Source organism: Moritella sp. 24 (assembly GCF_018219155.1).
Classification (GTDB): Bacteria; Pseudomonadota; Gammaproteobacteria; order Enterobacterales; family Moritellaceae; genus Moritella.
Genome location: NZ_CP056123.1, coordinates 3,064,071 through 3,081,155 on the forward strand (window position 1 = coordinate 3,064,071; position 17,085 = coordinate 3,081,155).

Below are 17,085 nucleotides of genomic sequence, written 5' to 3' on the forward strand. Positions count from 1 at the left end.
ATAAAGGTAGAGACTCATGAATTACTTTAACTTGCCGAAGATTGACCTACATTGCCATCTCGACGGTAGTGTTCGCCCTGAAACAATCTTAGATCTTGCGCGCGAGCAAAACATTACCCTACCAACTACCGACATAGATGAGATCAGAACATTGATGATCGCACCTGAAACATGTCCAAACCTTGGTGAATATCTACAACGTTTTGACTTACCGTTATCAGTGATGCAAACAGCAGAAGGGATCGAACGAATCTCGTTTGAAGTGTTTGAAGACGCAGCAAAAGAAAATGTTAAATATCTAGAAGTACGTTTTGGCCCTTTACTGCATTTAGAGCAGGGTCTGACACTTGAACAAGTATTTGATAGCGTTGTAGCGGGTATGAAACGTGCGGAATCGTTGTACGATATCAAAGGTAACTACATCTTATCTATTCTGCGTCACATGCCGACAGATAGAATCAAAGAAGTATTAGATACAGCAGAAAAGCATTTAAATAATGGTATTGTTGCATTCGATTTAGCTGGCGCAGAACTGCCTGGTTTTTGTGAAAAGTTTGTACCTTACGCTGAATATGCAGTTGAAAAAGGTTACCGTGTAACCATTCATGCAGGTGAACAAGGTGTTGGTCAAAACGTATTTGATGCGGTATCACTATTAGGTGCTGAGCGTGTGGGTCATGGTATTCACATTACTGGCCATGAAGCTGCATATGATCTTGTTAAAACAAACAATATCGCATTAGAAACATGCCCAAGCAGTAATATACAGACTAAAGCAGTTGAAGATTTAGCAAACCACCCTGTTAAAGCTTTTTATCAAGACAACCTTCAGATCACAATCAATACTGATAACCGTACTGTGTCAAACACAACGATGACAGATGAAGTACGTAAAGTAATGGAAGAGTTTAGCTTAAGCCGTGAAGACTACTTCAATATTTACAAAATCAGTATTGAACATGCGTTCGCATCTGATGCTGTAAAACAACATTTATCGACGTTTACGGAATAGATTATTTCAATGCGATGAAGTCATAATTCAGTTATGAGTAAGGCGGGTATCAAACCCGCCTTTTTAATACCTACTATTCATTCGTTCATACTTAACATTCAATAACATGCCCAGCATCCAGTGCAGCATTCAACAGATACTGCCCAATAAACAGATCTTGAACCGCAATGCCCGAGCTATCAAAAATAGTAATATCCGCGTTATTTCTACGTCCTTTCATACGCCCAGACAATACCTCGCCAATCATAGTTAACTTACCTGTAATAGTTAACTTGCCTGTAATAGCGTCTTTATTCGCATGTTGAAACTCACCAATGACAACTGACTGTGTTGAAAAATCACAATATAAATCAGCATGTTCAAACAAGGCAGGGGGTAATTCTTGCTTACCCTTGGTATCAACTCCCATTGCCGAAATATGTGTGCCCGCTTGCACCCATTCAGCAGAAAACAGTGCTTCACGTGCAGTCGTCGCTGTAATAATAATATCCGCAGCACGACAGGCTTCTTCAGCTCTAGAGACTTTAGCATCGATGCCGACACCCGCTAGTTTCTCAACCATAGCCTGTGCTTTATCATTATTACGGCCAACCACCAGTACACTGCGGATATCACGCACTCGACAAACTGAAACGCATTCATAAAATGCCTGATGACCCGTGCCAAAAATAGCCAAGCAACTCGCATCTTCACGTGCCAATACCGATACTGCAACCGCATCCGCTGCGGCTGTTCGGTAAGCATTAACAGTACTGCCTTCAATCACAGCATCCAAGCGTCCAGTCTCTTGATCTAGCAAAAAAATCGTCGAGGCATGACAAGGGATATTTTTCGCGGTATTACCCGGCCAATAACTTCCCGCCTTCCAACCGACGAGTTCTGCAGTGTTGGCTGATTTAAGCGAAAAAATACTATTTTCAGTATGCCCTTCTGCGATCACAACAGGAAATAACTTCGCTTGTTCACTTGCCGCAATAAACGCAGCGGATACCGCGTTAAACGCCAGTTCATGACTAATCAATTGACTCGATAATGCTTCACTTATGTATTTCATACTGTTTTAATCTTCCATTAATTTATTCATGCTCGTTACATCAAATAACCAGCTACAGTCTATTCAGAGTAGTATTTATATATTTTGGATAGTATGATTACCAGCCTTGAATTCGAGCCCAATAATCAAGTTCAACCTGCTCTGGATCTGCTACGTAATAACCCACATGCATGGCTGCAGTCGCGCAAGCATGATTGGGGAGAATACGTAACTGCGTACCGACAACTATCTCAGCTAACTGACTGCTATCAATCGAGTCATCAACCGCTGCAATAATACCGTGTTCTTGGTTAGCTCCGATGACTTGTAACCCGGGAATAACGTCACCTTTACTATCGCAAACAAGTCCATAACCACAGTCTTTACGCTGTGATTGCGTACCGCGATCTTGCGATAATGACATCCAACCCGCATCGATAAATAACCAATTTTTCTCTTCATTATGACCAATCACACTGGTTACAACCGATAATGCGATATCGCTTGGCTTACACACACCAATCCCTGCCATCACCAAATCAAAAAAGGTATACACACCCGCTCTGACTTCTGTTACCCCATCGAGATTCTCAGCAAAATGTGCGGTTGGCGTCGAACCGACACTCACCACAGGACAAGGTAAACCACCTGCAATTAATTGCTCTGCCGCAATCACCGCTGCATAGCGCTCCGCCTCAGCGGCAGCAACCAATTCCCCCTTACTCACACAGTCGTAAGACTCACCAGCATGTGTTAATACGCCCCGCAATTCAGCGCCGCCTTGATGCAAGATCGTCGCAATTTCAATTAATCGCGTATCATCAGGTTGGATCCCACCGCGATGACCATCACAATCAATTTCCAACAATGTAGGGATTGTCATGTTTTGTGCCTGACAAAATGCCACTACCCCTTTTGCCTGTGCGACACTATCAAGCAAAACACTAATATCAATGCCTTTAGCTAATAGCGCTTGAATACGCGGTAATTTTTGCGGTGCAATACCGACAGCATAAATAAGATTGGTATAACCAGCCTCTGCAAATGCCTCAGCTTCTTTCACCGTTGACACCGTCGCAGGTGAATTAAAGTCGTCTAATACATGCCTAGCACCGGCAATTGATTTAACCGTTTTTAAATGTGGCCTGAGTTCGACATTAAAGGGCGATAGTTTCACTTTAAGCGCCGTAACATTACGATCAAACTTAGTCTTATCCACTAACAAAAAAGGTGTATCTATCGCAGTTAAATCAGGTTCGGTTGTTTGCAAATTAGTAGACATCGTCTGCCCTCATATTTCGGTTCATGATTAATGAATGAGAGCATTGTGCAATAGCAGCGTTTAGAATAAAATTAATGATTACTAACTTCTATATTAGGTTTGAACTTAATGCTAACCAGTGAAGATCTCCGTTTTTTTTATACCATATCAACACAAGCTTCGTTAAGTGCCGCTGCACGTAAGTTAAATGTCACACCACCCACTGTCACCCAGCGATTACAAGCTATTGAAGCAAAACTAAATGTGAAATTAGTACAGCGACAAGCCCGTGGAATAAGCCTGACAGAAGAAGGTTGTTTGCTACAAAACAAAGCCCAAACTATTCTTGATGACATTGACCAGTTGCATGCCTTAATGGACAACAAAAGAAACCTGATCAATGGCACATTAAAAGTATTAGCACCATTGGGATTTGGCAATGATTACATCGCGCCTTTGGTAGGAGAATTTCAACAACAGCATACAAACTTAACTGTCGAACTCGAACTATCGGATAATCCAAGTTGGGCAGAAAGCCATAAATGGGACATTATTGTCTATATCGGTGAGTTACGGGACTCCACATTAAAGCTAGCGACACTTGCATCAAACCAACGTTTTCTTTGTGCTTCGCCTGATTATTTAGCAAAATACGGAGCACCTACGTCACCGCGAGACTTAAAAAACCATACCTGTATTGCACTACGTGAAAACAGCGAAGATGTGACGTTGTGGCGCTTCACCCATAACGACAATGAAGAACAAACATCCGTTCGTATTACACCAACTTTAACCTGTAATGAAGGCAGCGTTGTTAAAAATTGGGCGATTGCAGGAAACGGGATCATCATGCGTTCTGAGTGGGATGTACAACCCGAATTAAATAGTGGTACATTGGTACGTTTATTACCTCATTACACCTTGCCAAACGCAGATATTGTTGCCCTATTAGGCACTGATTCACGCTCTCGCTCGGCAAGAACATCGCATTTTTTACAACTACTCAAAGATCGTTTTGCACAGCAGCCTTGGCTAAAAAAATAGTCATTTGAGATAATGACCACACAACCAACACAAAAGTAGCACATTATGGAAATTGTATTTTTAGGTACATCAGCAGGAATGCCAACCAAAGCTCGTAACGTATCAGGTTTAGCGATACGTCGAGAAAATGCCAAAAAATGGTGCTTAGTTGATTGTGGCGAAGGAACTCAGCAGCAAATTTTACAGACCAAACTGTCTTTAGCGCGATTACAGGCGATCTTCATTACCCATGTTCATGGGGATCATTGCTACGGTTTGCCTGGATTACTCGCCAGTGCAGCCATGCAAGGGAGAGTCGATCCACTTTGGATCATCGGTCCATCAGGTATTAAAACCTTCATTGAAGTGATGCAAACTGCTACCCATCTCAATTTAACTTATGAGTTAAAATACAAGTGTATCGATGAATCAAACACCACACTGGACGACTTAGCTATTGAGTTTGATGTCACATCGGTTGAACTCTCTCACCGCGTACCTTCTTTTGCTTATCGCTTTAGTGAAAACCGATTAAGCAATAAACTCGATACTGATAAATTAACACGAGATAATATCTGCCGTGGTGCGCTTTGGGGCGAGTTACAGCAAGGGTTGGATATTCAACTGAATGATGGACGTACTGTTTATGCGCAAGATTATCTGTTACCAATAAAAGCCCCTCGACAGATCATCATTTCCGGTGACAATGACGATCCATCATTACTGACTGAATTAGTTAAGACTGCAAACGTATTAGTGCATGAGGCAACCTATACGGAAGATATTGCGATCAAAGTCGGCAAAGGTCCACAACACTGTAGCGCGAAAATGACCGCTCAGTTTGCTCACGATATGAACATCGACAATCTCGTTTTAACTCACTTTAGTCCACGCTATCAAAATGCCATAAACAGCAGCCCTTCGATTGTGGATATCGAAAATGAAGCACGTGCTGTTTATAACAATAACCTCTTTCTTGCCAAGGATTTAGACTGCTTTATATTAAATAAACAAGGTGTATTAGATAAACAAAGCATTTTAACTAAGTCGACGAACAAACGTTAAACTCAGGCTGCTGCTCACGCTGTTTTATGTCATGCCATACCATAGGCGCAACAATGCTAAACAATGCAATGTTAGAGAGTGGTAGCGCAAGCCAGATCCCATCAACCCCTAACCACTGTGGTAAGAAGTACAAAAACGGCAACTGAATAAGCATATTACCGATCGAAATAGACAATGCTTTAGCCCCTTTGCCTATCGCCATAAAGTACACCGATGCCAGCACAATAATACCATCCAAGAACATCGCAAACAGGTGTAACTGAATTCCGTTTTTAGCTTCAACCATCAGTCCACCGCTATCACTTGTAAACATCCCAATGATGAGGTTAGGCATTATATTTAGAATAGCGATAAAGCCAATACCTGCAATAACGGTTACTTTTATCGACAATAGCAGCATTTTCTTGATATTTTCATACTGTTTCGAACCATAGTAATAGCTCACCGGTGGCTGCATACCTTCTGCAATACCTTCTGCGACCAAGTAATACATCGTCATGATGTAACCCACAATCGCAAATGCCCCCACTGTCACCGATGTACCGTATTCCATAAATAAACGGTTATGCAGTGCAAATACAAAACTGGTGTATACGTACATCACTAGCGATGACGATCCTAAACTCACAATGCTGGCCGCCATGCGCGGATCAATCATAATAATCTGTCGATTGAATCCCAAAGTGGATCGCTTTGATAAAAAATAAAGAATACCAATAATGCAGACGATCAGTTGCGCAATGATGGTCGCCAATGCAGCACCTTCAAGCTGCCATTGCCACAAACCAATGAACACATAGTCCAGCACAATATTTAATAACGCGCCCAAGATCATTAGCCCTGTCGCAACATTCGGACTTTCATCATTACGAATCAGCATGGGAATTGCCGCAGACATAATCGTTACAATTGTCGCATTAGCAAAAATAGTGACGTAATCTAACCCTAAGCTAAACGTCACACCATCGCCACCTTGAGCACGTAACAAATCAGCGCCCCACAATGACAAGCCAAAGGTTGCAAATAAAGCCAATACAATCATTAAGAAAAAGCTAACATTAAAAGCTTTCAGTGCGGCAGTGTTATCCCCTTCTCCACGCTTTAACGATATTAAACTTCCACCGCCCATACCAAGCATTAAGCCAAAACCAGAGATCACAAACGTGACAGGCCACGCCATATTTATCCCTGCTAGCCCATCGACGCCAACATAGTGACCAACAAAAATGCCGTCTATTATTTGATACAGACCGCTGACAAGCATCGCAGCAATCGACGGAAGTGCGTAACGCCAAAATGAACGTCGGATCTCGGTATCCGATGCTAGTCCATTCCCCTGATGATCTAGTGATCCTACTTGTACTGGCGATGCACTCACAAAAACCTCTTCTTTCTATTAACTTCGTTATGTTTTGGTGCATTATGCTTGTTTTTAGTATTGATGAAAGTTAGCATCCATCCGTTTTTCGGATAGTTATAATGGATAGTTATAATGAATACTTTCAGGCCAGCGTTAATCCTAACGTATTTTATAGAGCGTCATCTCCGACGATTATATGCCACCGAATAGTCATCAAATAAAGCGAGGAAATAAAATGAATTGGACTGTTGATCAATTAGAAGCATTTGTTACCGCAGTCAAACTCGGCTCATTTTCTGCTGCTGCCCGCCATTTAGGCAAAGCACAATCAAGAGTCAGTACTGCTATCGCGAATTTAGAAACCGATCTCAATATAACCTTATTTGACCGCAGTGCACGATTACCAGTACTGACACTGGCAGGTGAAGATATGTTTGCCGAAGCAGAAGCAGTACTCCAACAATGTCAACGCCTGCAATCTCGTGCATTAACAGTATCGGGTGGCGAAGAAATCTGTTTAACGATTGCCATGGACGAAGCTGCACCGATTATGATGTTCCAGCATCTATTTGAAGATATCGCCAAGCAATTCCCGCTATTAAAAATCAACATTATCAGTGGTTCACAAGCAGATATAGCGAAATGGGTTGATGAGAAAAAAGCGGATATTGGCATCTTATTCCACTTAAAAGCGCTATTAGACTCACTTGAGTTTATGTCTATTGGTAAATTTACCCAGTCTTTAATCGTCGCCCCCGAACACCCTCTCGCTAAGATCCCGGAGCCAAAAATAGAACAACTGAATCAATTTAGAGAATTGGTCATTCGCGATCGAATGGGGATGACACAAGCCAAAGCTATCTCACCAAATCATTGGCATATTGACAGTTACTACTACATTACCGAACTCGTTATTCGTGGTATTGGTTGGGCGTTAGTACCAGAACATGTTGCTAATGTGCATTGGTATAAAGATGCTTTAGTCGAATTATCCACGATCCATATTACCGACCCTCTACTCATCGAAATGGGGATTGTAAAACGTCGAGATCAAGCCAATGGTCCCGTCATTAATTGGATCTACCAAGCGCTAAACCATGACGTTAAAAAATAGTAAATTTATTACTTTTTAGTTAATTTTACGTAAAAAGTCTATAATTCTTCGCTTAACTATTTTTGATAAATCTAAAAAAACTAGTGAAAACCTGCGTTTTAGTGCAATTTTTTTACGGAATCTAGATTTTTATACCTTTTATGTTGCTTTATCACAGTTTATTTGTCAGATTAATAGCCACGTAACATATCAGTGACATCTACTGCTGATAATGAATGGAATCAATTTTTCAGACTGGATGGGGAATCATCGAGTTATAAGGGTCTGGTAATGTCTTTATTAGAAGTAAAAAATCTTCGCATCGAATATCCATCTCGACATGGTGTTCACGCAGCAGTGAAATCATTGTCTTTCTCTATCGAACGCGGTGAAATCGTTGGTGTAGTTGGCGAATCTGGTGCAGGTAAATCAACTGTGGGTAATGCCATTATTGATCTATTAAGCCCACCGGGTCTAATCGCAAGCGGTGACGTTTTCCTCGAAGGTGAAAAAATATCAGGTTTAACAGCTGAAGAGATGCGTTCTGTACGTGGCTCTAAAATCGGATTTATCTTCCAAGATCCAATGACATCACTAAATCCGTTATTCACCATCGAACAGCAAATGGTAGAAACTATTCTTGCTAATCTTGATGTGAGCAAAGCAGAAGCGGTTAGCCGTTCACTTAGCTTGATGGAACAAGTGGGTATCCCAGAACCTGAATTACGTATTAAACAATATCCGCATCAGTTTTCTGGCGGTATGAGACAGCGTGTGGTTATCGCAATCGCCCTGTCTTGTGAACCTGACTTAATCATTGCCGATGAACCAACAACGGCACTTGATGTATCAATTCAAGACCAAATTCTAACGCTGATCCGTGAACTTTGTATCAAGAAAAACGTAGGCTGTATGCTCGTTACTCATGATATGGGTGTGGTATCAAACGTTACAGATAAAATTGCGGTTATGTACCGTGGTGATCTTGTTGAATTTGGCCCAACGAAAGAAGTATTAAGTGATCCTGAGCATGATTATACGCGCTGTCTGATCTCTGCCGTGCCACGCTCTGATATCAAGTTAGATCGTTTCCCATTGGTGAGTTATATCGAAGAAGCCGAAGAAATGAAGCACATCGATATTAAAAATCACTGGCTAGGCCAAAGTGAAGATCAACGTGAATACACAGGTCCACTACTGACAGTTAACGATGTAAGCCTTCGCTTCGTAACAAAAGACTCATTCTTTGAAAGCAAGCGTGAGTACGTACAAGCATCAAACAAAGTAAGCTTCGATATTAAAGAAGGTGAAACGTTTGGTCTTGTGGGTGAATCAGGTTCAGGTAAATCAACGATTGCACGTGTTATTGCCGGTCTTTATGCACCTAACGAAGGTAATATCACCTTTGAAGGCATCGATTTAACCGCAATAAAATCTGAAAAAGAACGTCGCCCTATTCGTCGTCAAATGCAAATGGTATTCCAGAATCCATATACATCGATGAACCCAAGAATGAAAATTTTTGACATCATTTCAGAGCCTATTCGTTTCCATAAACTGGCATCGTCTGAAGCAGAAATCCGTCAAATCGTACACGATCTACTTGATCATGTTGGACTGGGTAAAATGGCTGGAGTTAAATACCCGCACGAATTCTCAGGTGGTCAACGTCAACGTATTTCCATTGCACGTGCACTTGCAACTCGTCCACGTTTATTAATTTGTGATGAACCAACATCCGCACTGGACGTATCGGTACAAGCACAAATTCTTAACCTGCTTAAAGATTTACAAGACGAACTCAATCTAACTATGTTGTTTATTAGTCATGATTTACCGGTTATTCGTCAGGTCAGTGACCGTGTTGGTGTAATGCAAAAAGGTCAGTTACTTGAAGTAGCACCAACAGAAGAATTATTTACGAACCCACAACATGACTACAGTAAACATCTTGTTTCACTTATGCCTGAATTTAAAGGCCTACGTAGCAAGTTAGCAAGCTAAACGAAAAAACAACTAAATAATAACAATAAACACAACACATACGGGAGTAACGTCCCTGCATGAAGGAGTTATGCAAATGAAAACCTTAAAGACCAAACTAGCCATTGCCCTAATGGCCGCAGGCCTAAGCTTTAGCGCTGCAGCAGCAGACATTACAGTTGCATATGATGCAGATCCGGTATCGCTTGACCCGCATGAGCAACTATCTGGTGGTACATTACAGATGTCGCACATGCTGTTTGATCCGCTGGTTCGTTTTACCAAAGATTTCGATTTTGAAGGCCGAATTGCTGAAAAATGGGAACGTGTGAATGACACAACTTTCCGTTTTCACCTACGTAAAGGCGTAAAATTCCATTCTGGTAACCAACTAACTGCTGATGACGTTGTTTGGACATTCGACCGTCTAAAATTATCAGTTGATTACAAAAACATTTTCTCTCCATACGAAAAAATGACGAAGGTTGATGACTACACAGTAGAAATCGTATCTTCAGAACCGTATCCGCTAGTACTACAGACAGCAACTTATATCTTCCCTATGGATAAGAAGTTCTACTCTGGTAAATCGGCAAACGGTAAAGACAAATCAGCAATCGTTAAACACGGTAGCTCATACGCTTCAACAAACGTATCTGGTACAGGTCCTTTCACTATTGCTTCTCGTGAGCAAGGTGTAAAAGTTGTATTCGAACGTTTCGACGGCTACTGGGATAAGACATCTCCAGGTAACGTTGACAAGCTAACGCTTGTGCCAATTAAAGAAGATGCGACACGTGTTGCTGCTCTACTTTCTGGTGACGTTGACATGATCCACCCAGTTGCACCAAACGATCAAAAACGTGTTAAAAAATCGAAAAACATTGATCTAGTAACTGTATCTGGTACGCGTATTATCACGTTCCAAATGAACCAAAACAGCAACCCTGCGCTTAAAGATGTGCGCGTACGTCAAGCGATCGTACATGCAATCAATAACCAAGGTATTGTGAAGAAGATCATGAAAGGCTTCGGTACAACAGCTGGTCAACAAGGTCCTGCTGGTTACGCTGGTTATGATGCAGATCTAGTGCCACGTTATGACTTGAAAAAAGCAAAACAGTTAATGAAAGAAGCTGGCTATGAAAATGGCTTTAAACTTTCAATGATGGCACCAAACAACCGTTATGTTAACGATGCTAAGATCGCACAAGCAACTGCTGCTATGCTTTCTAAAATCGGTATCAAAGTAGATCTAAAAACAATGCCAAAAGCACAATACTGGCCTGAGTTTGATCTTTGTTCTGCAGACATGATGATGATTGGTTGGCATTCAGATACTGAAGATTCAGCTAACTTCTCTGAATTCTTAACAATGACTAAAGATGCTGAAACTGGTCGTGGTGCTTACAACTGTGGTCAATATTCAAATGCTGAAGTTGATAGCCTAGTTAACAGCGCAAACGCAGAAACAAACCCAGAAAAACGTGGTGTGATGCTGCAACGTGTTGAAAACATCCTGTATGACGAAGCTGCTTTCGTGCCTCTACATTGGCAAGATCTAGCTTGGGGCGCAAAATCGACGCTACAAATTGAGCCGATTGTAAACGCACTAAACTTCCCGTACTTCGGTGACCTAGTAGTTAAATAAGCTTTTATAGCTAAACAAACTACTAATATTTAGGGTATTTAATACTCTTACTATGCGGTGTTTTTATTAGATTAAACGATAAAAACACCGATTATTTAAAAATATAACGATAAAGTTATAAATTAATATTACTTTGGGAGACAAGGAATGTTCACATTTCTGATCAAACGCCTATTTCAGGCCTTGGTAGTAATGTTCGTGATCAGTTTGGTAGCATTTTCCATTCAGGATAATCTAGGCGATCCGTTACGCGAATTAGTTGGTCAATCTGTATCAGAAGACGAACGACAAGCACTGCGTGATGAACTAGGTCTAAATGATCCGTACATAACTAAATACAGCCGCTTTCTTGTTAATGCAGTACAAGGTGATTTAGGTACCTCGTATTTCTTTAAACGACCTGCAGCAGAAGTTATTTTCGATAAACTTCAAGCAACACTCGAACTTGTGTTTGGCGCAGCCGTCATTATTGTATTCGTGTCGATCCCATTAGGTGTCTACTCTGCTATTCATCCCAAAAGTGCACTAACAAAAATAATCATGGCAGTAAGTAGTGTTGGTATTTCTGTACCGGTATTCTTAACTGCAATCATGTTGATGTATGTTTTCTCTATCGAGCTTAATTGGCTACCGTCCTACGGACGTGGTGAAACCGTTAATATCATGGGTTGGGAAACAGGTTTCCTTACTGTGGATGGTTTCTTACACTTAATTTTACCAAGCATCTCATTGGCTTCTATCATGTTGCCACTTTTCATCCGCTTGGTTCGCTCTGAAATGCTAGAAGCATTAAGTTCTGAATACATCAAGTTTGCTAAAGCGAAAGGCTTAGCATTAAACAAAATTTACTATGTACATGCCCTTAAAAATACCATGTTACCTGTGATCACCGTTGGTGGTGTACAGATCGGTACTATGATTGCTTATACAATTTTGACCGAAACAGTATTCCAGTGGCCAGGAACAGGCTTCCTATTTTTAGAAGCGATTAACCGTGTTGATACACCATTAATTACCGCTTATGTCATCTTTGTAGGTTTAATCTTCGTGGTAACAAATACCCTTGTTGACCTGTTATACGGGTTCGTTAACCCAACAGTAAACATTACAGGTAAAGGATAATTAGTATGAACACAGTGACTTCTTCTCATGTTCCTACTCGCTGGGAACGCTTTAAAAATTCAGACCTTATCTATTATTTCTTAAGAGATAAGGTAGCAATGTTCAGTTTTGCGATCTTTTTAACATTCTTGATCTCAGCACTAGCAGCGCCATTAATTGCACCAACAGACCCGTATGATATTACCAGTATTGATATCATGGATTCTGAGCTACCGCCTTCTTGGTTAGAAGACGGTGACGAACGCTTTGTATTAGGTACAGATGATCAAGGCCGTGATATTTTATCAACCATGCTTTATGGTTCACGTTTATCATTGACCATTGGTTTCTTAGCCGTAGGCGTACAGTTAATCTTAGGTATTGTGATTGGTCTATCTGCAGGTTACTTCGGTGGTCGTGTTGATAGCTTCCTCATGCGCTTTGCTGACGTACAGTTATCATTCTCGACCATGATGGTAGCGATTATTGTCTCGGCAATCTTTAAAGCCAGCTTTGGTGCTGAGTTCTTTAGTCAATATGCCGTTGTCATGCTCATTGTCATTATCGGTGTTGCTGAATGGCCTCAGTATGCGCGTACTATTCGTGCATCGGTATTGGCTGAGAAGCAAAAAGAATACGTTGAAGCAGCACAAGTGATGGGCTTAAAGTCGATGCGCATTATGTTTAGACACATTCTGCCAAACTGTTTATCCCCTATCCTCGTGATTTCAACAGTACAGATTGCCAATGCAATTATGTCTGAAGCAGCACTGTCGTTCCTAGGCTTAGGCTTACCAGTTGACCAACCTTCATTGGGTGCGTTAATCAGTACAGGCTTTAAGTATATCTTCTCTGGCGCTTGGTGGATCACAGCCTTCCCTGGTGTATTACTGGTAACACTTGTACTTGTAATTAACCTACTGGGTGACTGGTTACGTGATGCGTTTAACCCGAAGATCTATAAAGGTTAAGCAGTACATCTCATTGTTTATATGTAAGTAAATAATGGTAAGAAAAAGCACTGTTCGTGAATACGTTCAGTGCTTTTTTATATCATGAGAACAACCTTCCGCTATATTGTTAAATCAGCGATATTGTAACGGCTTAATATTATTAGTCTCAAACAGCGTTTTTTCACTATCTGTATCTACAATCACGTATTTAATTGCAGAACCAACTGATATATTTTTTTGTACATCTCGTTTGATTACGTTTTTTAATACTAATCTATCCTGAGTTCTATTAAAGCTATGCAATTGAGCTACTGTGATTCTAGCTCTTGGTGGGATTTCAATTTTTAAATTACTCTGTGTTTCAATTTTATTACCAACATACATCGATAGTGTTTTTATATCTAAAAAAGAATCAGTTTTGTTGGTGGCTATAATCTGATAACCATCAGAATATAAACTTATCACCTTGTCTTCGATTGCAGGAAAGTAATTCACTTTAAATTCTCTTTTATTTTCTACCGTATATGTTACTGGTATAGAACTCACATTATTTGTTAAATCAAAAGACTTGTTGCACCCTTTGGTTGATAGAGACCAAAGTCTAAATTGACTTGTATTACAGCTAACGTTGAATGTTACATTGTCTTTTTTTTCTTTGATTTGTTTATTTAACTTTTGATAAAGTTCTTCAATATCAGAAAAAACAATATTAGATGCATGAAGTGACGTATTTACATCCGCTTTATCAATTTTTATTTTCTCTTTTTTAAATTTTAAATCATATAGCTTACTGTTATCAATAAAGTTAATTTTTAGTGAGTCATTCAACTTTAAGTGTTTATTATTAATGGTTACGATAAGTTCTTTTTCTTGTTTGCTTTTATAAGATGAAAATGCATTTAAATCGCTATCTAATTTATTTAAGTTAGCTTTCGAACTTGCTTCATTTACTGCTTTTGCATATGCATCTCGATCGAATTCACTTGTATAATGTCCTTCAGCAGAGAATGCGCCAAGGCCAAATGATAATGCGATATAAGCAGCGTTACCTATTGTAGTTTGTGCGAGATCACCAGCACTCACATTGGTTGAACGAAATAGCGTATCGTTAAGATCATCAGAGTCGCATATTTTATGGTTATCACCTGATGCGTCTCCCAATAAACCACCTGTAGCACAGTTATACTCTTTGGTCGTAAATAAAGGATCCATGTTATTTAGGGAAACCCAAGGTTCAAAGCTATTAAGCGAGTTCTTATTGCTTATAAACTTTGAAAAATAATAACTACCATTTTTATCTTTTTCTAAGTAACCGTAAAGATTAGTATTTGAGAATAATCCATCATTTAAAAAGTTTATTGAAGTGCTATCTGGTTGTTGACTAGTCGAAGAGCAAGCACTTATCAAGATACATGCAGCTAAACATGCTGACTGCTTTGCATTCATAAATTAAATTCCTATACTATACATTTGATTTAATACAGTATTTTACACTTTTTTTCATTACTTTACACACAAAATATCACTTAAGTGGTAACCACGTTAATACAATAGCTGCTGAATATAAAAATGATAATGCGCAACTATTTCAGCATTCAGACAAAAATTCACCTCTAAGCCTCGTTTGACGATTTTAAACACATTTACCTATAATTCAGGATGGGGATCTCCTTTGCATTCGAGCTAATCTAACCAAGGCTAGATTACTATTTATCTCGCTATAGGCTTAACGTTATTGCCCTTCCTCAGATCTGGACAATTCCAAATTAGCGGTGAAAAATAAATAATTACAAAAGTAATTCTAGATACTTTCCAATTACCAATAATTATGTTTTCTGAACAGACTAAAATGTCATTTATTGAATGGGATAAGCGGCAGTGTTGATGCTATAAAAGGGTTAAACGAGTATTCGAATAGAAATAAAGAAGGCTTCTAATATCAATTTAGAAGCCTTCTTTTTATAGGTCAATTAATAACTTAATAACTTAATAACTTAATAACTTAGGTCATCGCCCTATCGTATTATTTAAAACGATGTCATTACGCTTGAGCTGTTGTCATTTCTTCAGCTTCTTTACTCTTTTCAAGCATCTTACGAATAACAAACGAAGCCATAAATGCCACAACAACCATCACAACCGCTAAGCCAGTTAGTAGACTAAAGTAGTCACCGTAAACTGTTTGAACGATTTCTTGGGTGATTTCTTGGCCTTTTTCTAATGCAATTGATGTGGAGAACACCGCACCAACGATACCACTCATTGCAATCGCAACAGAGAATAGACTTACCGAGAAGTTCTCGATATGTTTAGGCGCTACAGACAAGATAAATGCCACAACCATACTACCGACAATAACTTCAGCAAATGCTTGGAAGAAGTGAATAGCAAGGAATACTTCAGGACGGATAATCACATCTTCGCCAACATTCAATACCGCCATGGTCAAAATACCAAATGCGATTGCTGTTAGAATGAATGAGAAACCGACTTTCGTTGCTGTAGTGAAGTTAATGTTACGTTTTTCAAGTGATGAGAATACATAAGCGATAACTGGACCACCAACGATACACCATAGTGGGTTCATCGCCATTGCCGCTTCTGGTGCAATTGGAATGAAACCAAACAGATCACCACGCATAGTGTTGATTGTTACCATTGTCATTGACGTCATCATTTGACCGTAGTAAACGAAGAACGCTGTTGTTAACACTGTCATGATAAGAATTGTACCCATCTTCAACGCATCAGCACGTTCTGATTTAAGCATTAATGAGATGAAGTAAAGGATCGCAGCTGCACCAATTGCATATACGATATTCTGACCGATATCCATATTTGAGAACATGAAGAATACTAAACCGATCATACCTAAAGACAATGCTGTAAACGCAATCCAGTTTTTAGTACTAACCGGTGCTTGATCAATTTCAGCACCAACCGTTAATAATGGTTTACGTGACACAACTAAGATAATGAAAGCAACAAAAGCCATTGTTGCAGACAGCATAAAGCTACCATTAAAGCCGACAGCAAGTACTAACATCGGGAATAGGTATTGACCTAAAAACGCACCGATATTATTCACTGAATAGTTAACTGGATAACCATTTTCAAAGTCTTCTTGGCTTGCAAATGTACGTTTGTACAAGCTCGGATACGAAGGAGACATTAGGCCACGAGCATAACTAGCAAGGGCAATACCTACTAAGCTCATAGGTACATTTCCTGCTGATGCACCTAAAACAAGTAACGTATAACCAATACCAAAACCAAGGTAAGCAATCGTTAAAGAGCGATAGGCGCCTAAGAATTTATCAGCAATGAAACCACCTGCAATCGCAAAAAGTGGTCCAATAGAAGAAAAAGCACCAACAACCATCATGGTATCAGCTTCGCTATATCCCAAATCTTCTAAAAAGAAGCGGGTTAAAATAACCATTACACCGTAAAAAGATAAACCAAATAACATTTGGCAGCACATCATAGATTTATTCAATCGATTCCACATAATTAATCTCTTTTATTATGGATAAGTAAAGAAAGGTAA

At 39.8% G+C, this 17,085-nt stretch carries 13 protein-coding genes; 8 read left to right on the plus strand and 5 right to left on the minus strand.

All coding sequences use genetic code 11. The features are described from left to right. The first annotated feature begins 16 nt into the window (after positions 1 to 16). Positions 17 to 1,012, plus strand: coding sequence for an adenosine deaminase (gene add, locus HWV00_RS13655; RefSeq protein WP_211682100.1), 996 nt, complete (start codon positions 17 to 19; stop codon positions 1,010 to 1,012). A 91-nt stretch (positions 1,013 to 1,103) separates the two neighbouring features. Here the strand turns inward: add and HWV00_RS13660 are convergent, their stop codons facing one another. Beyond that, entirely contained in the window at positions 1,104 to 2,066 is a 963-nt protein-coding gene (locus tag HWV00_RS13660; protein ID WP_211682102.1) for an ornithine cyclodeaminase family protein, read from the minus strand. A gap of 97 nt (positions 2,067 to 2,163) precedes the next feature. Beyond that, positions 2,164 to 3,327, minus strand: coding sequence for a DSD1 family PLP-dependent enzyme (locus HWV00_RS13665; RefSeq protein WP_211682104.1), 1,164 nt, complete (start codon positions 3,325 to 3,327; stop codon positions 2,164 to 2,166). A gap of 108 nt (positions 3,328 to 3,435) precedes the next feature. On the opposite strand from HWV00_RS13665, the gene HWV00_RS13670 reads away from it, so the two are divergent. Both HWV00_RS13670 and HWV00_RS13675 read left to right on the plus strand, forming a co-directional pair. After that, positions 3,436 to 4,350, plus strand: a complete 915-nt coding sequence (locus tag HWV00_RS13670; protein ID WP_211682107.1) for a LysR family transcriptional regulator — start codon at positions 3,436 to 3,438, stop codon at positions 4,348 to 4,350. Between the two features lie 45 nt (positions 4,351 to 4,395). Then, entirely contained in the window at positions 4,396 to 5,394 is a 999-nt protein-coding gene (locus HWV00_RS13675; RefSeq protein WP_211682109.1) for a ribonuclease Z, read from the plus strand. On the opposite strand, the gene HWV00_RS13680 is transcribed toward HWV00_RS13675, so the two are convergent. Continuing rightward, complete coding sequence (locus tag HWV00_RS13680; RefSeq protein WP_211682111.1) at positions 5,372 to 6,772, minus strand: MATE family efflux transporter; 1,401 nt, start codon at positions 6,770 to 6,772, stop codon at positions 5,372 to 5,374. The genes HWV00_RS13675 and HWV00_RS13680 overlap by 23 nt on opposite strands. Positions 6,773 to 6,989: 217 nt before the next feature. On the opposite strand from HWV00_RS13680, the gene HWV00_RS13685 reads away from it, so the two are divergent. The 5 genes from HWV00_RS13685 (at position 6,990) to HWV00_RS13705 (ending at position 13,553) form a co-directional block, all read left to right on the plus strand. Then, entirely contained in the window at positions 6,990 to 7,868 is an 879-nt protein-coding gene (locus tag HWV00_RS13685; RefSeq protein WP_211682113.1) for a LysR family transcriptional regulator, read from the plus strand. A gap of 270 nt (positions 7,869 to 8,138) precedes the next feature. Beyond that, positions 8,139 to 9,851, plus strand: a complete 1,713-nt coding sequence (locus tag HWV00_RS13690; protein ID WP_211682115.1) for an ABC transporter ATP-binding protein — start codon at positions 8,139 to 8,141, stop codon at positions 9,849 to 9,851. A gap of 76 nt (positions 9,852 to 9,927) precedes the next feature. Further along, entirely contained in the window at positions 9,928 to 11,481 is a 1,554-nt protein-coding gene (locus HWV00_RS13695) for an ABC transporter substrate-binding protein (protein WP_211682117.1), read from the plus strand. A 147-nt stretch (positions 11,482 to 11,628) separates the two neighbouring features. After that, positions 11,629 to 12,603 (plus strand): ABC transporter permease, encoded by a 975-nt coding sequence (locus HWV00_RS13700; protein WP_211682119.1) that lies wholly within the window; start codon positions 11,629 to 11,631, stop codon positions 12,601 to 12,603. A 5-nt stretch (positions 12,604 to 12,608) separates the two neighbouring features. Beyond that, the gene (locus HWV00_RS13705; RefSeq protein ID WP_211682121.1) at positions 12,609 to 13,553 is read left to right on the plus strand and encodes an ABC transporter permease; all 945 of its coding nucleotides are present in this window, start codon (positions 12,609 to 12,611) and stop codon (positions 13,551 to 13,553) included. 114 nt (positions 13,554 to 13,667) lie between these two features. Here HWV00_RS13705 and HWV00_RS13710 read toward each other — a convergent pair whose 3' ends face one another. Both HWV00_RS13710 and HWV00_RS13715 read right to left on the minus strand, forming a co-directional pair. Continuing rightward, positions 13,668 to 14,981, minus strand: coding sequence for a hypothetical protein (locus tag HWV00_RS13710; RefSeq protein WP_211682123.1), 1,314 nt, complete (start codon positions 14,979 to 14,981; stop codon positions 13,668 to 13,670). A gap of 595 nt (positions 14,982 to 15,576) precedes the next feature. Continuing rightward, entirely contained in the window at positions 15,577 to 17,046 is a 1,470-nt protein-coding gene (locus tag HWV00_RS13715; RefSeq protein WP_211682125.1) for a peptide MFS transporter, read from the minus strand. Positions 17,047 to 17,085: the final 39 nt, after the last annotated feature.